General features: G+C 42.3%; 29 protein-coding genes. All 29 read left to right on the plus strand.

Annotation, left to right across the window (positions count from 1 at the left end; genetic code table 11):
- Positions 1 to 40 precede the first annotated feature (40 nt).
- The gene (gene rpoC / locus NSQ72_RS00690) at positions 41 to 3640 is read left to right on the plus strand and encodes a DNA-directed RNA polymerase subunit beta' (RefSeq protein ID WP_341083029.1); all 3600 of its coding nucleotides are present in this window, start codon (positions 41 to 43) and stop codon (positions 3638 to 3640) included.
- A 145-nt stretch (positions 3641 to 3785) separates the two neighbouring features.
- Positions 3786 to 4034, plus strand: coding sequence for a 50S ribosomal protein L7ae-like protein (locus NSQ72_RS00695; protein WP_024425593.1), 249 nt, complete (start codon positions 3786 to 3788; stop codon positions 4032 to 4034).
- A 113-nt stretch (positions 4035 to 4147) separates the two neighbouring features.
- Positions 4148 to 4567: a 30S ribosomal protein S12 gene (rpsL, locus tag NSQ72_RS00700; RefSeq protein WP_003216962.1), complete on the plus strand. Its 420-nt coding sequence runs from the start codon at positions 4148 to 4150 to the stop codon at positions 4565 to 4567.
- A 121-nt stretch (positions 4568 to 4688) separates the two neighbouring features.
- The gene (rpsG, locus tag NSQ72_RS00705) at positions 4689 to 5159 is read left to right on the plus strand and encodes a 30S ribosomal protein S7 (RefSeq protein WP_003216884.1); all 471 of its coding nucleotides are present in this window, start codon (positions 4689 to 4691) and stop codon (positions 5157 to 5159) included.
- Positions 5160 to 5213: 54 nt separating this feature from the next.
- Positions 5214 to 7292, plus strand: a complete 2079-nt coding sequence (gene fusA / locus NSQ72_RS00710; RefSeq protein ID WP_048240166.1) for an elongation factor G — start codon at positions 5214 to 5216, stop codon at positions 7290 to 7292.
- 118 nt (positions 7293 to 7410) lie between these two features.
- On the plus strand, positions 7411 to 8601 hold the full coding sequence (gene tuf, locus NSQ72_RS00715; protein WP_034283892.1) for an elongation factor Tu: 1191 nt from the start codon (positions 7411 to 7413) through the stop codon (positions 8599 to 8601).
- 110 nt (positions 8602 to 8711) lie between these two features.
- Positions 8712 to 9671, plus strand: coding sequence for an alpha/beta fold hydrolase (locus tag NSQ72_RS00720; protein ID WP_251181729.1), 960 nt, complete (start codon positions 8712 to 8714; stop codon positions 9669 to 9671).
- A 218-nt stretch (positions 9672 to 9889) separates the two neighbouring features.
- Positions 9890 to 10198 (plus strand): 30S ribosomal protein S10, encoded by a 309-nt coding sequence (gene rpsJ, locus NSQ72_RS00725; protein ID WP_003156464.1) that lies wholly within the window; start codon positions 9890 to 9892, stop codon positions 10196 to 10198.
- Between the two features lie 37 nt (positions 10199 to 10235).
- Complete coding sequence (gene rplC / locus NSQ72_RS00730; protein WP_024425597.1) at positions 10236 to 10865, plus strand: 50S ribosomal protein L3; 630 nt, start codon at positions 10236 to 10238, stop codon at positions 10863 to 10865.
- A gap of 27 nt (positions 10866 to 10892) precedes the next feature.
- The gene (gene rplD / locus NSQ72_RS00735; protein WP_007496312.1) at positions 10893 to 11516 is read left to right on the plus strand and encodes a 50S ribosomal protein L4; all 624 of its coding nucleotides are present in this window, start codon (positions 10893 to 10895) and stop codon (positions 11514 to 11516) included.
- Positions 11516 to 11803 carry a 50S ribosomal protein L23 gene (rplW, locus tag NSQ72_RS00740; RefSeq protein WP_003217016.1) on the plus strand — a complete coding sequence of 96 codons (288 nt, stop codon included), beginning with the start codon at positions 11516 to 11518 and terminating at the stop codon, positions 11801 to 11803. Before rplD ends, rplW begins: the two co-directional genes overlap by 1 nt.
- Before the next feature lie 28 nt (positions 11804 to 11831).
- Positions 11832 to 12665, plus strand: a complete 834-nt coding sequence (gene rplB, locus NSQ72_RS00745) for a 50S ribosomal protein L2 (RefSeq protein WP_024425599.1) — start codon at positions 11832 to 11834, stop codon at positions 12663 to 12665.
- 57 nt (positions 12666 to 12722) lie between these two features.
- The gene (rpsS, locus tag NSQ72_RS00750; protein WP_003216920.1) at positions 12723 to 13001 is read left to right on the plus strand and encodes a 30S ribosomal protein S19; all 279 of its coding nucleotides are present in this window, start codon (positions 12723 to 12725) and stop codon (positions 12999 to 13001) included.
- A gap of 17 nt (positions 13002 to 13018) precedes the next feature.
- On the plus strand, positions 13019 to 13360 hold the full coding sequence (rplV, locus tag NSQ72_RS00755; protein ID WP_007496316.1) for a 50S ribosomal protein L22: 342 nt from the start codon (positions 13019 to 13021) through the stop codon (positions 13358 to 13360).
- A 3-nt stretch (positions 13361 to 13363) separates the two neighbouring features.
- Complete coding sequence (gene rpsC / locus NSQ72_RS00760; protein WP_003217241.1) at positions 13364 to 14020, plus strand: 30S ribosomal protein S3; 657 nt, start codon at positions 13364 to 13366, stop codon at positions 14018 to 14020.
- A 1-nt stretch (position 14021) separates the two neighbouring features.
- On the plus strand, positions 14022 to 14456 hold the full coding sequence (gene rplP / locus NSQ72_RS00765) for a 50S ribosomal protein L16 (RefSeq protein ID WP_003156478.1): 435 nt from the start codon (positions 14022 to 14024) through the stop codon (positions 14454 to 14456).
- Positions 14446 to 14646, plus strand: coding sequence for a 50S ribosomal protein L29 (gene rpmC / locus NSQ72_RS00770; protein ID WP_003217155.1), 201 nt, complete (start codon positions 14446 to 14448; stop codon positions 14644 to 14646). The genes rplP and rpmC overlap by 11 nt, the downstream gene beginning before the upstream one ends.
- Before the next feature lie 25 nt (positions 14647 to 14671).
- Positions 14672 to 14935, plus strand: a complete 264-nt coding sequence (rpsQ, locus tag NSQ72_RS00775; RefSeq protein ID WP_003216906.1) for a 30S ribosomal protein S17 — start codon at positions 14672 to 14674, stop codon at positions 14933 to 14935.
- A gap of 39 nt (positions 14936 to 14974) precedes the next feature.
- Positions 14975 to 15343, plus strand: a complete 369-nt coding sequence (gene rplN, locus NSQ72_RS00780; protein WP_003216882.1) for a 50S ribosomal protein L14 — start codon at positions 14975 to 14977, stop codon at positions 15341 to 15343.
- A gap of 35 nt (positions 15344 to 15378) precedes the next feature.
- On the plus strand, positions 15379 to 15690 hold the full coding sequence (gene rplX / locus NSQ72_RS00785; protein ID WP_008356538.1) for a 50S ribosomal protein L24: 312 nt from the start codon (positions 15379 to 15381) through the stop codon (positions 15688 to 15690).
- Positions 15691 to 15715: 25 nt separating this feature from the next.
- The gene (gene rplE / locus NSQ72_RS00790; RefSeq protein ID WP_024425600.1) at positions 15716 to 16255 is read left to right on the plus strand and encodes a 50S ribosomal protein L5; all 540 of its coding nucleotides are present in this window, start codon (positions 15716 to 15718) and stop codon (positions 16253 to 16255) included.
- 22 nt (positions 16256 to 16277) lie between these two features.
- Positions 16278 to 16463: a 30S ribosomal protein S14 gene (rpsN, locus tag NSQ72_RS00795; protein ID WP_008356542.1), complete on the plus strand. Its 186-nt coding sequence runs from the start codon at positions 16278 to 16280 to the stop codon at positions 16461 to 16463.
- 31 nt (positions 16464 to 16494) lie between these two features.
- Positions 16495 to 16893, plus strand: a complete 399-nt coding sequence (rpsH, locus tag NSQ72_RS00800; protein WP_007496327.1) for a 30S ribosomal protein S8 — start codon at positions 16495 to 16497, stop codon at positions 16891 to 16893.
- Between the two features lie 31 nt (positions 16894 to 16924).
- Positions 16925 to 17461, plus strand: a complete 537-nt coding sequence (gene rplF, locus NSQ72_RS00805) for a 50S ribosomal protein L6 (RefSeq protein ID WP_008345395.1) — start codon at positions 16925 to 16927, stop codon at positions 17459 to 17461.
- 32 nt (positions 17462 to 17493) lie between these two features.
- A complete protein-coding gene (rplR, locus tag NSQ72_RS00810; RefSeq protein ID WP_008356544.1) occupies positions 17494 to 17856 on the plus strand; it encodes a 50S ribosomal protein L18 in 363 nt (120 codons plus the stop codon).
- A 24-nt stretch (positions 17857 to 17880) separates the two neighbouring features.
- Positions 17881 to 18381 (plus strand): 30S ribosomal protein S5, encoded by a 501-nt coding sequence (rpsE, locus tag NSQ72_RS00815; RefSeq protein WP_007496332.1) that lies wholly within the window; start codon positions 17881 to 17883, stop codon positions 18379 to 18381.
- 13 nt (positions 18382 to 18394) lie between these two features.
- Entirely contained in the window at positions 18395 to 18577 is a 183-nt protein-coding gene (rpmD, locus tag NSQ72_RS00820; protein ID WP_003217067.1) for a 50S ribosomal protein L30, read from the plus strand.
- A 30-nt stretch (positions 18578 to 18607) separates the two neighbouring features.
- On the plus strand, positions 18608 to 19048 hold the full coding sequence (gene rplO, locus NSQ72_RS00825; protein WP_003216888.1) for a 50S ribosomal protein L15: 441 nt from the start codon (positions 18608 to 18610) through the stop codon (positions 19046 to 19048).
- A 1-nt stretch (position 19049) separates the two neighbouring features.
- Complete coding sequence (gene secY / locus NSQ72_RS00830) at positions 19050 to 20342, plus strand: preprotein translocase subunit SecY (RefSeq protein ID WP_007496334.1); 1293 nt, start codon at positions 19050 to 19052, stop codon at positions 20340 to 20342.
- The last annotated feature ends 52 nt before the right edge of the window (positions 20343 to 20394 follow it).

The raw sequence follows: 20394 nt of genomic DNA on the forward strand, positions 1-20394 counted from the left end.
ACTAGGGTATAACCCGAAGATTAAAAGGGAGGTAGGCCCCTTGCTAGATGTGAACAATTTTGAGTATATGAACATCGGTCTCGCATCACCTGATAAAATCCGTTCTTGGTCTTTTGGTGAAGTGAAAAAGCCTGAAACGATTAACTATCGTACACTGAAACCTGAAAAAGATGGTCTCTTTTGTGAACGTATCTTCGGACCACAAAAAGACTGGGAATGTCATTGTGGGAAGTATAAACGCGTTCGGTATAAGGGTGTTGTATGTGACCGTTGTGGTGTAGAAGTAACACGGGCAAAAGTCCGTCGTGAGAGAATGGGGCATATCGAACTGGCTGCCCCAGTTTCCCACATTTGGTATTTCAAAGGTATCCCAAGCCGTATGGGTCTTGTTCTTGATATGTCACCACGTGCGTTAGAAGAAGTGATCTACTTCGCTTCTTACGTCGTGACAGATCCGGGCAACACACCGCTTGAGAAGAAACAACTTCTTTCTGAGAAAGAATTCCGTGCTTATTTAGATAAATACGGTAATACATTCCAAGCAGCTATGGGTGCAGAAGCAATCAACAAACTTCTTCAAGATATCGATCTTGTAAAAGAGGTAGATACACTGAAAGAAGAGCTGAAAACTGCTCAAGGACAGCGTCGTACACGTGCGATCAAACGCCTTGAAGTATTAGAAGCCTTCCGTAACTCAGGAAACAAACCATCTTGGATGATTCTTGATGTACTTCCGGTGATTCCGCCAGAATTACGTCCAATGGTTCAGCTTGATGGTGGACGTTTTGCTACTTCTGACTTGAACGACCTTTATCGTCGTGTCATCAACCGTAACAATCGTCTGAAGCGTTTATTAGATCTTGGCGCGCCAAGCATCATCGTTCAGAACGAGAAGCGTATGCTTCAAGAAGCTGTCGATGCCTTGATTGATAATGGACGTAGAGGCCGACCAGTAACAGGACCAGGAAATAGACCATTGAAATCTCTTTCTCACATGCTGAAAGGGAAACAAGGACGTTTCCGTCAAAACTTGCTTGGTAAACGTGTTGACTATTCTGGACGTTCCGTTATCGTCGTAGGACCACATTTGAAAATGTATCAGTGTGGACTTCCGAAAGAAATGGCTCTTGAATTATTCAAACCATTCGTGATGAAGGAGCTTGTTGAAAAAGGATTAGCTCACAACATCAAGAGTGCGAAGCGTAAAATTGAGCGCGTGCAGCCAGAAGTATGGGATGTTTTAGAATCAGTTATTCGTGAGCATCCAGTCTTACTAAACCGCGCACCGACTCTTCACAGACTTGGTATTCAAGCGTTTGAACCTACACTTGTGGAAGGACGCGCAATTCGTCTGCATCCACTTGTATGTACAGCCTACAACGCTGACTTTGACGGTGACCAAATGGCGGTTCACGTACCATTATCTGCTGAAGCTCAAGCTGAAGCTCGTATCTTAATGCTTGCTGCTCAAAACATTTTGAACCCGAAAGATGGAAAACCAGTTGTTACGCCATCTCAGGATATGGTGCTTGGTAACTACTACCTTACACTTGAGCGCAAAGGTGCTATCGGAGAAGGTATGGTCTTCAAAGATACTGACGAAGCCCTTCTTGCTTATCAAAATGGTTATGTGCATCTTCATACACGTGTAGCTGTTGCAGCTAGCTCGTTGAAGAATGTGACATTCACTGATGAACAGCGTTCTAAATTGTTGATTACAACAGTTGGAAAACTGATCTTTAACGAAATCTTACCGGAATCATTCCCATACATGAATGAGCCGACAAAGAGCAATATTGAAGAAAAAACGCCTGATCGTTTCTTCCTTGAAAAAGGTGAGGATGTAAAAGCTGCGATCGAGAAACAAGAAATCAATGCGCCGTTCAAAAAAGGTATTTTAGGTAAAATCATTGCAGAAATCTTTAAGAGATTCCATATCACTGAGACATCTAAAATGCTTGACCGCATGAAAAATCTTGGTTTCAGATACTCTACTAAAGCCGGTATTACGGTTGGTGTGTCTGATATCGTCGTATTAGATGATAAGCAGCAAATTCTTGAAGAAGCACAAGCAAAAGTAGATAACGTCATGAAGCAATTCAGACGTGGTTTGATTACTGAAGAAGAGCGTTATGAGAGAGTGATTTCAATCTGGAGTTCTTCTAAAGATGTCATCCAAGGTAAACTGATGAAGTCCCTTGATGAAGTCAACCCAATCTACATGATGAGTGACTCTGGAGCGCGTGGTAACGCATCTAACTTCACTCAGCTGGCTGGTATGCGTGGTCTAATGGCCAACCCGGCTGGACGTATCATTGAACTTCCGATTAAATCTAGTTTCCGTGAAGGTTTAACCGTATTGGAATACTTTATTTCCACTCACGGTGCGCGTAAAGGTCTTGCCGATACAGCCCTTAAAACAGCTGACTCAGGTTACCTCACGCGTCGTCTCGTTGACGTTGCACAGGATGTCATCATCCGTGAAACAGATTGCGGAACAGACCGTGGAATCTTGGCGAAGTCCATTAAAGAAGGAAATGAAATTATTGAGAAACTTGAAGAACGTCTAATCGGACGTTTTGCAAGAAAACCAATTGTTCATCCTGAAACAGGCGAAGTCATTGTAGCCGAAAACGAACTAATTGATGAAGATAAGGCACTTGAAGTAGTTGAAGCAGGAATTGAGGAAGTATGGATCCGTTCTGCATTTACATGTAACACGCCTCATGGTGTATGTAAACGATGCTACGGCCGTAACCTTGCAACTGGTACTGACGTTGAAGTCGGTGAAGCAGTTGGAATCATCGCTGCACAATCAATCGGTGAGCCAGGAACTCAGCTTACAATGCGTACGTTCCACACCGGTGGGGTAGCAGGAGACGATATCACTCAAGGTCTACCTCGTATCCAAGAGCTGTTTGAAGCGCGTAATCCGAAAGGGCAAGCGACAATTTCTGAAATTGATGGTGTCGTTGCTGAAATTAACGATGTTCGTGACAAGCAGCAGGAAATTGTGGTTCAAGGCGAAGTTGAAACTCGCTCTTACACAGCTCCTTACAATGCACGTCTAAAAGTTGTTGAAGGTGACAAAGTCACTCGTGGTCAAGTGCTTACAGAAGGTTCAATCGATCCGAAAGAACTTCTTAAAGTGACTGACATGACAGCTGTTCAAGAATATCTGCTTCATGAAGTACAAAAAGTATACCGTATGCAAGGGGTAGAAATCGGAGATAAGCACGTAGAGGTAATGGTTCGCCAAATGCTTCGCAAAGTGCGTGTCGCTGATGCAGGGGATACAGACGTATTACCAGGCACACTTCTTGATGTACATCAATTCACTGAAGCAAACAAAAAAGTACTATTCGATGGCAAACGTCCTGCAACAGGCCGTCCAGTTCTTCTTGGTATTACAAAAGCTTCGCTTGAAACAGACTCATTCTTGTCTGCGGCATCCTTCCAAGAAACGACTCGTGTCCTAACAGATGCAGCGATCAAAGGAAAACGTGATGAACTGCTTGGCTTGAAAGAGAATGTTATCATTGGTAAACTTGTTCCTGCTGGAACGGGAATGCCGAACTACCGTAAAGTTAAGCCGGTTTCGCAAGTGCAGCCGTCTGACGACATGGTTCCTGTAGAGTAATCTTTCTCGTGAGATTCCTATAAAATAATCAAAAAATGGTGAAGGATGTCAAGATAATCTGTCATACCATATTGACATCCTTCTGCCATGATGATAATATAACCAAGGTGCTCAAAATAAAACCTGTTACTTTGGAGGATATTCGATGTCTTATGATAAAGTATCACAGGCTCAATCCATTATTATTGGTACGAAGCAAACAGTAAAAGCTCTGAAACGAGATTCAGTAAAGGAAGTCGTCGTAGCGAAAGATGCTGATCCTGCTTTAACTGCTAGTGTATTGAAACTAGCGCAAGAGAAGGGTGTAGACATTTTAGTGGTAGATTCCATGAAAAAGCTCGGCAAGGCCTGCGGAATTGAAGTTGGGGCAGCAGCTGTTGCCATTATGTTATAGCGTACTTGTTTTGTTTTTGCATGCTTAAAATGCAAAAGCATTGTTTTTTGCCTTTTGATGAACCACCTGGGTATGTGGGTTATAAAAAAAGTAATGAAGGGAGGAATAACAACATGCCTACAATTAATCAGCTAATACGCAAAGGACGCGTGAGTAAAGTTGAAAACTCAAAGTCTCCTGCACTTAACAAAGGATACAACAGTTTCAAAAAAGAGCACACTAACGTAACATCTCCACAGAAGCGCGGGGTTTGTACTCGTGTCGGTACAATGACACCGAAAAAACCAAACTCAGCACTACGTAAATATGCTCGTGTACGTTTGTCTAACCTGATTGAGGTAACAGCTTACATTCCTGGTATCGGACATAACCTACAAGAGCACAGTGTAGTACTTATCCGTGGCGGACGTGTAAAAGACTTACCGGGTGTACGTTACCACATCGTTCGTGGTGCGCTTGATACTGCCGGAGTTGACGGTCGTATGCAAGGACGTTCTAAATACGGAACAAAACGCCCTAAACAAAGCAAATAATACAAACAAACATAAGGGTTTTTAGAAGTTGATAACAGATCAGTGGAGTCAGGAAGCTGACAATGATATTGAGATGAGAGACAGATAGAAATCCTTTTAAAAGAGAAGGGAGGCTATTCAGATGCCACGTAAAGGTCCTGTAGCAAAAAGAGACGTATTGCCAGATCCAATTTACAATTCTAAACTTGTATCTCGTTTGATCAACAAAATGATGATCGACGGTAAAAGAGGAAAGTCACAAACTATTCTCTACAAGTCATTTGATATCATCAAAGAACGTACTGGTAATGAAGCGATGGAGGTTTTCGAACAAGCCTTGAAAAACATCATGCCAGTTCTTGAAGTTAAAGCACGTCGTGTAGGTGGAGCTAACTACCAAGTTCCTGTAGAAGTTCGCCCAGACCGTCGTACTACTTTAGGTCTTCGCTGGTTAGTAAACTACGCTCGTCTTCGTGGAGAAAAAACGATGGAAGAGCGTCTTGCTAACGAAATCCTTGACGCAGCTAACAACACTGGTGCTGCTGTTAAGAAACGTGAAGACACACACAAAATGGCAGAAGCGAACAAAGCATTCGCTCACTACCGCTGGTAGGATTTATACCAAACTAAAAAAACTATTCCCTAATGAGGAAGGAGAAATTACCCAATGGCAAGAGAGTTCTCCTTAGACAAAACTCGTAATATTGGTATCATGGCTCACATCGATGCCGGTAAAACGACAACGACTGAGCGTATCTTGTACTACACTGGTCGTATCCATAAAATTGGTGAAACTCACGAAGGAGCTTCACAAATGGACTGGATGGAGCAGGAGCAAGAACGTGGTATTACAATCACTTCTGCTGCTACTACAGCACAATGGAAAGGTTACCGTGTAAACATCATCGATACACCAGGACACGTAGACTTCACTGTTGAAGTTGAACGTTCTTTACGTGTACTTGATGGTGCGGTTGCTGTCCTTGATGCACAATCAGGTGTAGAGCCACAAACTGAAACAGTTTGGCGCCAAGCAACAACTTACGGAGTACCTCGTATCGTATTCGTTAACAAAATGGATAAAACCGGTGCGGACTTCCTTTACTCTGTAAGCACATTAAGAGATCGTCTTCAAGCGAACGCTCATGCAATTCAATTGCCGATCGGCGCTGAAGATCAATTCGAAGGAATCATCGACCTTGTAGAAAACGTAGCATACTTCTACGAAGATGACCTTGGAACTCGCTCTGATGCACAAGAAATCCCTGCTGAGTATAAAGACAAAGCTGAAGAGCTTCGCAGCAGCCTAATTGAAGCTGTCGCTGAGCTTGATGAAGAGCTTATGGAAAAATACCTTGAGGGTGAAGAAATCACAATTCCTGAATTGAAAGCTGCAATCCGTAAAGGAACGTTGAATGTTGAATTCTACCCAGTTCTTGTTGGATCTGCTTTCAAAAACAAAGGTGTTCAGCTTGTACTTGACGCTGTGCTTGACTACCTTCCTGCACCAACTGATGTTGCTGCAATCAAAGGTATCCTGCCAGATTCAAATGAAGAGGTTGTTCGTGAGTCTACTGATGACGCACCATTCGCAGCTCTTGCATTTAAAGTTATGACTGACCCTTATGTTGGGAAACTAACTTTCTTCCGCGTATACTCTGGAACACTTGATTCTGGTTCATACGTGAAGAACTCTTCTAAGAACAAGCGTGAACGTGTTGGACGTATCCTTCAAATGCACGCAAACAGCCGTGAAGAAATCTCTACTGTATACGCAGGGGATATCGCAGCAGCTGTAGGTCTTAAAGATACATCTACTGGTGACACACTTTGTGACGAGAAAGATCTTGTTATCCTTGAGTCTATGGAATTCCCAGAGCCAGTTATCGATGTAGCTATCGAGCCTAAATCAAAGGCTGACCAAGATAAAATGGGTATCGCTTTAGCTAAACTAGCTGAAGAGGATCCAACATTCCGTACACAAACAAACCCTGAAACTGGTCAAACGATCATCTCTGGTATGGGTGAGCTTCACCTTGATATCATTGTTGACCGTATGAAGCGTGAGTTCAAGGTTGAAGCTAACGTAGGTGCTCCTCAAGTTGCGTACCGTGAAACATTCCGTTCTGGTGCAAAAGTTGAAGGTAAATTCGTACGTCAGTCTGGTGGACGCGGTCAGTTCGGACACGTTTGGATCGAATTCGAACCAAACGAAGAAGGCGCAGGCTTTGAATTTGAAAATGCAATCGTCGGTGGGGTTGTTCCACGTGAATACATCCCAGCAATTCAAGCAGGTCTTGAAGACTCACTTGAAAATGGTGTATTAGCTGGATTCCCATTAATCGACATCAAAGCAAAATTATTTGATGGATCTTACCACGATGTTGACTCGAACGAAATGGCGTTCAAAATTGCTGCATCTATGGCATTGAAAAATGCTGTCAGCAAATGTAACCCAGTTCTACTTGAGCCAATGATGAAAGTGGAAGTTGTTATCCCTGAAGAATACATGGGAGACATCATGGGTGATATCACATCTCGTCGTGGACGTGTAGAAGGTATGGAAGCTCGCGGTAACGCTCAAGTTGTTCGCGCTATGGTTCCACTTTCTGAAATGTTCGGATATGCAACTGCACTCCGTTCTAACACACAAGGACGCGGTACTTTCACTATGCACATGGATCACTACGAAGAAGTGCCTAAGAGCATCAGTGAAGAAATCATCAAAAAAAATAAAGGTGAATAATTGATTTTGCCTTTAAACTAAAGTATAACTACTATTGAAGATCAGAAAGTGAGAGGTAACTCTTCACTTTCTATCACTCTATACCAAATACAATGAACCTTTAAGGAGGATTTTTAGAATGGCTAAAGAAAAATTCGACCGTTCCAAATCGCATGCTAACATTGGTACAATTGGACACGTTGACCATGGTAAAACAACTCTAACTGCTGCTATCTCAACAGTTCTTCATAAGAAATCTGGTAAAGGTACAGCTATGGCTTATGACCAAATCGATGGTGCTCCAGAAGAGCGCGAGCGTGGAATCACAATCTCAACTGCACACGTTGAGTATGAAACTGAAACTCGTCACTATGCACACGTAGACTGCCCAGGACACGCTGACTATGTTAAAAACATGATCACTGGTGCTGCTCAAATGGACGGCGCGATCTTAGTAGTATCTGCTGCTGACGGTCCAATGCCACAAACACGTGAGCACATCCTACTTTCTCGTAACGTAGGTGTACCTTACATCGTAGTATTCCTTAACAAATGTGACATGGTTGACGATGAAGAGTTACTTGAACTTGTTGAAATGGAAGTTCGTGACCTTCTTTCTGACTATGACTTCCCTGGTGACGATGTACCAGTTATCAAAGGTTCTGCTCTTAAAGCTCTTGAAGGAGATGCTGATTACGAAGCAAAAATCTTTGAACTTATGGATGCGGTTGATGAGTACATCCCAACTCCAGAGCGTGACACTGAGAAGCCATTCATGATGCCAGTTGAGGACGTATTCTCAATCACTGGTCGTGGAACAGTTGCTACTGGTCGTGTTGAGCGTGGACAAGTTAAAGTCGGTGACGAAGTTGAAATCATCGGTCTTCAAGAAGAAAACGGTAAAACAACTGTTACAGGTGTTGAAATGTTCCGTAAACTTCTTGACTATGCTGAAGCTGGTGACAACATCGGTGCACTACTTCGTGGTGTATCTCGTGAAGATATCCAACGTGGTCAAGTACTTGCTAAACCAGGTACAATCACTCCACATAGCCGTTTCAAAGCTGAAGTTTATGTACTTTCTAAAGAAGAGGGTGGACGTCATACTCCATTCTTCGCTAACTACCGTCCGCAGTTCTACTTCCGTACAACTGACGTAACTGGTATCGTACATCTTCCAGAAGGTACTGAAATGGTAATGCCTGGCGATAACACTGAGATGGAAGTTGAACTTATCTCTACTATCGCTATCGAAGAAGGAACTCGTTTCTCTATCCGTGAGGGTGGACGTACTGTAGGTTCTGGCGTCGTTTCAACTATCATTAAGTAATTAAACATACAAAAGAGACTCCTTGCAAAAGGGTCTCTTTTTTTGCTTTTCCAGATCAGAACGGCTACTATAAGCTATAGAATCTAAATGGAACCGAGAGGATCGCTGGAATGGCAAAGACATATTTGAAAAAATGGTTGATCGGCGGGATTGACCAATGGATTATGATGAAAGAAGATGAGACGAGTGAAACAAAGCCTGTACTTTTATTTTTACACGGCGGGCCCGGCTCAGCTCAAATCAGTTATATTGATTCCTTTCACGAGGAACTTGATCAGGACTTTACAGTTGTCCATTGGGATCAGCGTGGCGCAGGACTTTCCTATCAAGAGAATCTTCCCCATGCATCGATGACCATCCAGCAATTTATAGAAGACACGATTGAACTGACTGAGAAGCTCCTATCATATCTAGGTCACTCAAAATTGTATATCGCAGGATACTCGTGGGGATCATTAATTGCCATACAAGCAGTACATAAGCGTCCAGATCTTTATCATGCTTATTACGGGATTAGTCAGGTAGTAGATGTGTTAAAGGAAGATATCGTATCGTACGAGCTTCTTATGAAGAAATACCATCGCAATCGGCTGTTTACTGGGTGTCTGCGATTACTGACGCCGCCTCCTTGGAAACGGACATCAGCTCATGCCTTGTTCTCTCTATATAAAGAGTTTGCAAGCGTAGGTCTCACGCATAGATGGAAGCCGGTTTTTCAAATGCTAAAAGGGTTTCTTTTTAGTAAGCAATATCAGCTGAAAGATAAATGGAAGTTCATGAAAGGGCAGAAATTTAGTCAAGACAAGCTATGGGATCAGTTAATGAATGAGAGTATTCAATACCGAGTTTCTACTATATTAATACCGTGCTACTTTCTCATTGGTGATCACGACATGATTACTCCAGCTGCTGTATCAAAACCATATGTTGATCAATTAAAAGCACCCATCAAAGAATGGTTTACCTTTAAAGACTCTGCCCATTCCCCGCATATTGAGGAGCCAGATGAATTTATACGTATCATCAGAAAGACTGCTATACATCATCTTCAGGGAAAGCTTGATTTATAGGCTGAATCCCTGTATAATATGAAAAGTGTGCAAATCATAAATTTATCCGATTTATTATTGCAACACGCAGGCCAATTTGGTACAATAGTGCATGTTGGTCTTTGACTGCGATGAAGTGAGAGGTTGCTGACACACCCGGCCGCTTTGCCATGGCGAGGTGATCAGGTTTTTCTCACGGAGAACTGTCTAACGTAAGTAGGCGAAAAGGAGGGAAAATAATGGCAAAACAAAAAATTCGTATTCGTTTAAAAGCATATGATCATAGAATTCTTGATCAATCTGCTGAGAAGATTGTTGAAACGGCTAAGCGTTCTGGTGCTAGTGTATCTGGTCCAATCCCGCTTCCAACTGAAAAATCAGTTTACACAATCCTTCGTGCGGTGCATAAGTACAAAGATTCTCGTGAGCAATTCGAGATGCGTACTCACAAACGTCTAATCGACATCGTGAATCCAACTCCACAAACAGTTGATGCACTTATGCGTTTAGATTTACCATCTGGTGTAGATATCGAAATCAAACTTTAATTCAAATAGAAAACACATATTATAGGAGGTGTGACTAATGACCAAAGGAATCTTAGGTAGAAAAATTGGTATGACGCAAGTATTCGCAGAAAACGGTGATCTTATCCCTGTAACTGTTGTTGAGGCTGCTGCTAACGTTGTTCTTCAAAAGAAGACTGTTGACACGGATGGCTATGAAGCAATCCAAATCGGTTTTGATGACAAACGTGAAAAGCTTTCTAACAAACCAGAGAAAGGCCACGTTGCTAAAGCGGAAACTGCTCCTAAGCGCTTCGTAAAAGAATTACGCGGTGCGGAGTTAGATGCGTATGAAGTTGGTCAGGAAGTCAAAGTTGATATTTTCGCAAATGGAGATATCGTAGATGTAACAGGAACATCAAAAGGTAAAGGATTCCAAGGGGCTATCAAACGCCACGGACAATCACGCGGACCAATGACTCACGGTTCACGTTACCACCGTCGTCCTGGTTCAATGGGACCTGTTGATCCAAACCGTGTATTCAAAGGTAAACTTCTTCCAGGTCGTATGGGCGGAGAGCAAATCACTGTCCAAAACCTTGAGATCGTTAAAGTTGATGCAGAACGCAATCTTCTATTGATCAAAGGAAACGTACCAGGAGCTAAAAAATCTCTAGTAACTGTAAAGAGTGCAGTTAAATCTAAATAACTCTCTTAGGAAAGGAGGAAACAAGTCATGCCAAAAGTAGCATTATTTAACCAAAACGGTTCTACTAACGGTGAAATCGAATTAAACGCTTCTGTGTTTGGAATTGAGCCAAACGAAAGCGTAGTATTCGATGCTATTCTTATGCAAAGAGCTTCCTTACGTCAAGGAACTCACAAAGTAAAAACTCGTTCTGAAGTACGTGGCGGAGGTCGTAAGCCTTGGAGACAGAAGGGTACAGGTCGTGCTCGTCAAGGTTCTATCCGTTCACCACAATGGCGCGGAGGCGGTATCGTATTCGGTCCAACACCACGCAGCTATTCTTATAAATTACCTAAAAAAGTTCGCCGCTTGGCTATCAAGTCAGTATTGTCTTCTAAAGTAATCGACAACAACATCATCGTTCTTGAAGATCTGACTCTTGATGCAGTGAAAACGAAAGAATTCGCAGGCATCCTTAAAGGATTATCTGTTGAGAAGAAAGCGTTGATCGTCACTGCGGATGCAAACGAAACAGTTGCTTTATCTGCTCGTAACATCCCTGGAGTAACAGTTGTTGAAGCTAACGGTATCAACGTTCTTGACGTTGTCAACCACGACAAACTTCTGATCACTAAAGCAGCGGTTGAAAAAGTAGAGGAGGGACTTGCATAATGAAAGATCCTCGTGATGTTCTAAAGCGCCCTATCATTACTGAACGTTCTGCTGATCTAATGACAGAGAAGAAGTACACGTTCGAAGTTGATGTCAGAGCTAACAAAACAGAAGTGAAAGACGCTGTTGAAGAAATCTTTGGAGTGAAAGTTGAGAAAGTCAACGTTCAAAACTACAAAGGAAAATCAAAACGCGTTGGACGCTACACTGGTATGACTAGCCGTCGCAGAAAAGCGATCGTGAAATTAACTGCTGACAGCAAAGAAATCGAAATTTTTGAAGCGTAAATCTTAAAAAGAAGGAGGGAAATTCAAAATGGCGATTAAAAAGTATAAACCAACCAGTAATGGTCGTCGTGGCATGACTACTTCAGATTTTGCTGAAATCACGACTGACAAACCAGAAAAATCGTTGCTTGCACCGCTACACAAAAAAGGCGGACGTAACAACCAAGGTAGATTGACTGTTCGTCATCAAGGTGGCGGTCACAAACGTCAATACCGTATCATCGACTTTAAGCGTGATAAAGACGGTATACCTGGACGCGTTGCTACAATCGAGTATGATCCAAACCGTTCAGCGAACATCGCTCTTGTAAACTATGCAGATGGTGAGAAACGTTACATTCTTGCTCCGAAAGGAATCCAAGTTGGTACTGAAGTTACTTCTGGACCAGAAGCTGACATCAAACCAGGTAATGCTCTTCCACTTATCAACATCCCAGTTGGTACAGTTGTGCATAACATTGAATTAAAACCAGGTAAAGGTGGACAATTAGTTCGTTCTGCTGGTACTTCTGCTCAAGTTCTAGGTAAAGAAGGTAAATACGTTCTTGTACGTTTGAACTCAGGAGAAGTTCGCATGATTCTTTCTGCTTGCCGTGCGACTATCGGTCAAGTTGGAAACGAGCAACACGAATTAATTAACATCGGTAAAGCTGGACGTTCTCGCTGGAAAGGCGTACGCCCAACAGTTCGTGGTTCTGTAATGAACCCTAACGATCACCCACACGGTGGTGGTGAAGGACGCGCTCCAATCGGACGTAAATCACCAATGTCTCCATGGGGTAAACCGACTCTTGGATTCAAGACTCGTAAGAAAACCAACAAGTCTGATAAATTCATTGTACGTCGTCGTAAAAACAAGTAACGGGGTTGTCTACGGTTCATTTAGGACCGTAGTTCAATCACGAAGGGAGGTTCCACAATGGCTCGCAGCTTAAAAAAAGGACCATTTGTTGATGATCATTTGATGGCTAAAGTCGAGAAATTGAATGAAACTGACAAAAAGCAAGTCGTAAAAACTTGGTCTCGTCGTTCTACAATTTTCCCACAATTCATCGGTCACACAATCGCTGTCTATGACGGACGCAAACATGTACCTGTTTTCATTTCTGAAGATATGGTAGGTCACAAATTGGGCGAATTCGCACCAAGCCGTACTTACAAAGGTCATGCTAGTGACGATAAAAAAACAAGACGCTAATGAGAGGAGGCTTTTAAATGCAAGCTAAAGCTGTCGCAAGAACAGTCCGTATTGCTCCTCGTAAAGCACGTCTAGTAATGGACCTGATCCGAGGTAAGCAAGTAGGAGAAGCAGTTTCTATCTTAAACCTTACACCTAAGGCTGCTTCACCAATTATTGAAAAAGTATTAAAATCTGCTATCGCAAACGCTGAGCACAACTACGAGTTGGACGCTAACAGCCTAGTGATTACTCAAGCATTCGTTGACGAAGGTCCAACACTTAAGAGATTCCGTCCACGTGCTATGGGTCGTGCGAGCGCAATTAACAAACGTACTAGCCACATTACAATCGTTGTATCAGAAAAGAAGGAGGGATAATCCGTGGGTCAAAAGGTAAATCCAGTAGGTCTTCGTATTGGCGTCATTCGTGATTGGGAATCTAAATGGTTCGCAGGAAAAGATTACGCTGACTTCTTACATGAAGACTTGAAAATCCGTGAATTCATCAGCAAGCGTTTGTCTGACGCGTCTGTTTCTAAAGTAGAAATCGAACGTGCTGCAAACCGCGTAAATATCACAATCCACACGGCTAAACCAGGTATGGTAATTGGTAAAGGCGGATCTGAAGTTGAAGCACTTCGTAAAGCTCTTAACAGCCTAACTGGCAAACGTGTACACATCAACATTCTTGAAATCAAGAGAGCAGATCTTGATGCTCAGCTAGTTGCTGAAAACATCGCTCGTCAACTTGAAAACCGTATTTCATTCCGTCGTGCACAAAAACAAACAATCCAACGCACAATGCGTGCTGGAGCACAAGGAATCAAAACAATGGTTTCTGGTCGTCTTGGCGGTGCAGATATTGCTCGTTCTGAATATTACAGTGAAGGTACTGTTCCATTGCACACACTTCGTGCTGACATCGACTATGCTACTGCTGAAGCTGATACTACTTATGGTAAGCTTGGCGTAAAAGTATGGATCTATCGTGGAGAAGTCCTTCCAACTAAGAAGAATACTGCGGAAGGAGGAAAATAATATGTTATTGCCAAAACGCGTGAAGTATCGCAGAGAACATCGTGGAAAAATGCGTGGTCGTGCAAAAGGCGGTACTGAAGTACATTTCGGTGAGTACGGTATCCAAGCTCTTGAAGCTTCTTGGATCACAAACCGTCAAATCGAAGCTGCTCGTATTGCTATGACTCGTTACATGAAACGTGGCGGTAAAGTTTGGATTAAAATTTTCCCTTCTAAGCCATACACAGCTAAACCTCTAGAGGTCCGCATGGGTTCCGGTAAAGGTGCTCCAGAAGGATGGGTAGCTGTAGTAAAACCGGGCAAAGTTTTATTTGAAATTTCTGGTGTGTCTGAAGAAGTGGCTCGTGAAGCTCTTCGTCTTGCATCTCACAAATTGCCAATTAAAACGAAGTTCGTAAAACGTGAAGAAATTGGTGGTGAATCAAATGAAAGCTAATGAAATTCGTGACCTTACCACTGCTGAAATTGAACAAAAAGTAAAGTCTCTTAAAGAAGAACTTTTCAATCTTCGTTTCCAATTAGCGACTGGGCAGCTTGAAAATACTGCTCGCATTCGTGAAGTGCGTAAATCAATCGCACGCATGAAAACTGTGATTCGTCAAAGAGAAATCGCTGCTAATAAATAATAATTAGAGGGGAGGCCCCGCAAACATGAGCGAACGTAACCAACGTAAAGTGTATCAAGGTCGTGTTGTTTCTGACAAAATGGATAAAACCATCACTGTTGTAGTTGAAACATACAAAAAGCATTCACTTTATGGCAAACGTGTAAGATACTCTAAAAAGTTCAAAGCACATGATGAAAACAACCAAGCAAAAATCGGAGACATCGTAAAGGTCATGGAAACTCGTCCTTTATCTGCGACTAAACGCTTTCGTCTAGTTGAAGTTGTCGAAGAAGCCGTTATTATCTAATAAAGTTCGGATTTCTTTTTCCGAAAGGAGGTAACATTAATGATTCAACAGGAGACTCGTTTAAAAGTAGCTGACAACTCTGGCGCACGCGAAGTACTAACGATTAAAGTTCTTGGTGGCTCTGGACGTAAAACGGCTAACATCGGTGATGTCATTGTTTGTACGGTTAAACAAGCAACACCTGGAGGCGTTGTCAAAAAAGGTGAAGTTGTGAAAGCAGTTATCGTTCGTACTAAGAGCGGAGCTCGCAGAAACGATGGATCTTACATCAGTTTCGACGAAAATGCTTGTGTCATCATCCGTGACGACAAGAGCCCACGTGGAACTCGTATCTTCGGACCAGTAGCACGTGAACTTCGTGAAAACAACTATATGAAAATTGTTTCTCTAGCACCAGAAGTACTTTAATGAATACAATCCGCGACTCAAGGAGGTGCGATTAAATGCATGTTAAAAAGGGCGATAAAGTAGTGGTTATCTCTGGTAAAGATAAAGGTAAACAAGGTGTCATCCTTGCTGCTTTCCCTAAAAAGGAACGTGTTTTAGTAGAAGGTATTAACCTTGTGAAAAAACACTCTAAACCAACCCAAGCTAACCCTCAAGGCGGGATTTCTGAACAAGAAGCGCCGATCCACGTATCAAACGTAATGCCGCTTGATCCTAAAACGGGTGAAGTGACACGTGTTGGGTATAAAGTTGAGGACGGAAAGAAAGTCCGTGTAGCGAAAAAATCTGGGCAAGTTCTAGATAAATAGTAAATAAGGAAGGGAGGTCTTTCTCATGAACCGCCTTAAAGAAAAGTATGTAAAAGAAATTACACCTGCATTAGTTTCTAAGTTTGAATACACTTCAGTAATGCAAGTGCCAAAAATCGAAAAAATCGTGATCAACATGGGTGTTGGTGACGCCGTTCAAAACGCTAAAGCAATCGATACTGCTGTTGAAGAATTAACGTTTATCGCTGGTCAAAAACCTGTCGTTACTCGTGCGAAGAAGTCTATTGCTGGATTCCGTCTACGTGAAGGAATGCCAATCGGTGCGAAAGTAACACTTCGCGGAGAGCGCATGTATGATTTCCTTGATAAACTTATTTCTGTGTCTTTACCACGTGTACGTGACTTCCGCGGGATTTCTAAGAAATCTTTCGACGGTCGTGGAAACTACACGCTTGGTATTAAAGAACAGTTAATCTTCCCAGAAATTGATTACGATAAAGTAACAAAGGTCCGCGGTATGGATATCGTTATCGTTACTACTGCCAATACGGACGAAGAAGCACGTGAGTTATTAACTCAAGTAGGTATGCCGTTCCAGAAATAATCAATGAAAGGGAGGCGAAATCGTGGCTAAAAAGTCTATGATTGCGAAACAACAACGCAAACAAAAGTTTAAAGTTCAAGAGTATACGCGCTGCGAACGTTGTGGACGTCCACATTCAGTTATTCGTAAGTTTAAACTTTGCCGTATTTGTTTCCGCGAACTTGCATATAAAGGACAAATTCCTGGCGTTAAAAAAGCCAGCTGGTAATCCCCATAAATGGGAAGGAGGTTATTAAATAATGGTTATGACAGATCCGATTGCAGATTTGCTGACTCGTATTCGCAATGCGAACATGGTACGTCATGAGAAGCTAGAAGTACCGGCTTCAAAAATCAAAAGAGAAATTGCTGAAATCTTAAAGCGTGAAGGTTTTATCCGTGACGTTGAGTACGTCGAAGACAGCAAACAAGGAATTATCCGTTTGTTCCTTAAATACGGCCAAAACAACGAACGTGTTATCACTGGTCTTAAAAGAATCAGTAAACCTGGTTTACGCGTATATGCGAAATCAAATGAAGTACCACGTGTACTTAACGGACTTGGAATCGCAATTATTTCAACATCACAAGGTGTTTTATCGGACAAAGAAGCCCGTGCTAAACAAGCTGGTGGAGAAGTACTTGCTTACGTATGGTAAAAAAAGTTTAAGATGAATGGAGGTGCTTGGTATGTCTCGTATAGGTAAAAAACTAATCGAGATCCCTTCAGGAGTAACTGTGACAAACAACGATAACACAGTGACAGTAAAGGGACCAAAAGGTGAACTAACTCGTGCATTTCACCCTGATATGGAAATTAAAATTGAGGACAACGTCTTAACTGTAAGCCGTCCGTCTGAAAATAAAGAACACCGTGCATTACATGGTACAACACGTAGCTTGATTGCTAACATGGTTGAAGGTGTATCTAAAGGTTTCGAAAGAGGTTTAGAACTTATCGGTGTCGGTTACCGTGCAGCTAAATCTGGAAACAAACTTGTTCTTAACGTTGGATACTCTCACCCAGTTGAAATCGTTCCTGAGGCTGGAGTTGAAGTAGAAGTTCCATCTCAAACGAAAGTAATCGTTAAAGGTATCGATAAAGAGCGTGTAGGAGCTCTAGCTTCTAACATCCGCGCTGTCCGTGCTCCAGAGCCTTACAAAGGTAAAGGAATTCGTTACGAAGGTGAATTCGTTCGCCGTAAAGAAGGAAAAACTGGTAAGTAAGATCGCTTAAAGTGAAGAAAGGAGTGACTCGGATGATTACGAAAACTAGCAAAAACGCTACTCGTCTTAAAAGACATGCTCGTGTTCGTGCGAAACTTTCAGGTACTGCTGAAAGACCTCGCCTTAACGTTTTCCGTTCTAACAAGAATATCTACGCTCAAGTAATTGATGATGTTAACGGTGTAACACTTGTAAGTGCTTCTACTCTTGATAAAGAGTTAAAGATCGAGAATAGTTCTGACACTGCAGCTGCTACGAAAGTTGGCGAACTTGTTGCAAAACGTGCTGTTGAAAAAGGAATCTCTAACGTGGTATTTGACCGCGGAGGATACCTATATCATGGACGTGTAAAAGCTCTAGCTGAAGCTGCTCGTGAGGCTGGACTTAAATTTTAATAAAAGAAGGAGGGACACATCCGAATGAGTCGTATTGACCCAAGCAAATTAGAGTTAGAAGAACGCTTAGTTACGGTTAACCGCGTAGCGAAAGTTGTTAAAGGTGGACGTCGTTTCCGTTTTGCAGCTTTAGTTGTTGTCGGTGACAAAAACGGTCATGTAGGTTTCGGTACTGGTAAAGCACAAGAAGTACCAGAAGCGATCCGCAAAGCTGTTGAAGATGCGAAAAAGAATTTAATTGAAGTACCAATGGTTGGAACTACAATTCCACATGAAATCATCGGTCGATTCGGTGCAGGAAACGTTCTATTGAAGCCTGCTTCAGAAGGTACAGGAGTTATCGCTGGAGGCCCAGTGCGTGCGGTACTTGAGCTTGCTGGTCTAGCTGATATCCTTTCTAAATCTCTAGGTTCTAATACACCGATCAACATGATCCGCGCAACACTTCAAGGTTTAAGTGAGCTTAAACGTGCTGAAGATGTAGCGAAGCTTCGTGGAAAATCTGTAGAAGACCTGTTAGGATAAGGAGGGAACAATAATGGCAAATAAATTAGAAATTACCCTCAAACGCAGTGTAATCGGTCGCCCTGAAGATCAGCGTGTCACTGTTCGTACTCTTGGTCTTAAGAAAACAAACCAAACAGTCGTACATGAAGACAATGCAGCGATCCGCGGCATGATTAACAAGGTGTCTCATTTAGTTTCTGTTAAAGAACAATAAAACATTTTTAATCGATAAGGAGGTGCCCAAATGAAACTTCATGAATTGAAGCCTTCAGAAGGTTCACGTAAAGTACGCAACCGTGTTGGTCGTGGTATTGGATCAGGTAACGGTAAAACTTCTGGTAAAGGTCATAAAGGTCAAAACGCTCGTTCTGGCGGCGGTGTACGCCCTGGTTTCGAAGGTGGTCAGATGCCTTTATTCCAACGCCTTCCAAAACGTGGTTTTACAAACATCAACCGTAAAGATTACGCGGTAATCAACTTAGACAGATTAAACAGTTTTGACGAAGGAACGGAAGTAACTCCTGAACTTCTTCTAGAGACTGGTGCAATAAGCAAGTTAAAAGCAGGAGTAAAAATTCTTGGCAACGGTAAATTAGAAAAAAAATTAACTGTAAAAGCCAATAAATTCTCTGCTTCTGCGAAAGAAGCGATTGAAGCTGCTGGCGGTACAGCCGAGGTGATCTAACTTGTTTAAGACAATCTCCAATTTTATGCGCGTGAAAGATATACGGAATAAGATTATATTCACACTTTTAATGTTAGTCGTCTTTCGTATAGGTGCTTTCATCCCTGTGCCTAATGTGAACGCCGAAGTTCTCCAGGCACAGGATCAAATGAGTGTTTTCGGAATCCTCAACACGTTTGGGGGCGGGGCACTTTTCCAATTCTCCATTCTTGCAATGGGGATTATGCCGTATATCACTGCTTCGATCATCATTCAGCTCTTGCAGATGGATGTTGTTCCGAAGTTTACTGAGTGGTCAAAGCAAGGAGAGGTTGGCCGCCGAAAATTAGCACAATTCACAAGGTATTTTACAATTGTTCTAGGATTTATCCAGGCGTTAGGAATGTCATATGGATTCAACAATATGGCAGGAGGCATGCTGATTGAAAACCCTGGTGTATCAACGTATCTCTTAATTGCGGTCGTACTCACTGCGGGAACAGCATTTTTAATGTGGCTGGGCGAGCAGATTACTGCTCACGGTGTTGGTAACGGTATTTCGATTATTATCTTTGCCGGTATCATCGCTGGTATCCCTCAAACATTAAAACAAGTGTACGCTCAACAATTTGTAGGTGGAGATGGACAGCTGTTCATGCAAATCCTTAAAATTGCCCTTATTGTAATTGCCATTCTTGTCATTGTTATCGGTGTTATTTACATTCAAATGGCAGTGAGAAAGATTGCAATTCAATATTCAAAAGGTACTGGTCGTGCACAAATGTCTGCTAGTCAAGCTACGCACCTTCCATTGAAAGTGAATCCAGCAGGGGTGATTCCAGTCATCTTTGCCGTTTCTTTCATTATTACTCCGCAGACGATCGCATCGTTCTTCGGAACCAATAATGTGACAACTTGGATAACCAACAACTTTGACTATACTAAGCCAATCGGTATGACGATTTATGTAGCACTGATTGTTGCTTTCACATATTTTTATGCCTTTGTCCAAGTCAATCCTGAACAAATGGCTGAAAATCTGCAAAAGCAGGGTGGCTATATCCCGGGAGTTCGTCCAGGGAAAATGACTCAAGATAGAATTACGAGCATTTTGTACCGACTCACGTTTGTGGGCGCCATTTTCTTAGCCGTGATTTCAATACTTCCTATCTTTTTCATTCAATTCGCTGGATTACCTTCCGCTGCACAAATTGGCGGCACAAGTCTTCTCATTGTTGTAGGTGTTGCACTTGAAACAATGAAACAGCTTGAAAGCCAATTAGTGAAACGAAATTACCGTGGATTTATGAAATAAAACAGAGGGCTGGGCAGCTGCCCAACCTCTCTAAGTAAGGAAGGGGAAATCC

Origin of the sequence: Bacillus sp. FSL R5-0659, from assembly GCF_038008785.1 — a bacterium.
GTDB classification, from domain to species: domain Bacteria; phylum Bacillota; class Bacilli; order Bacillales; family Bacillaceae; genus Bacillus; species Bacillus safensis.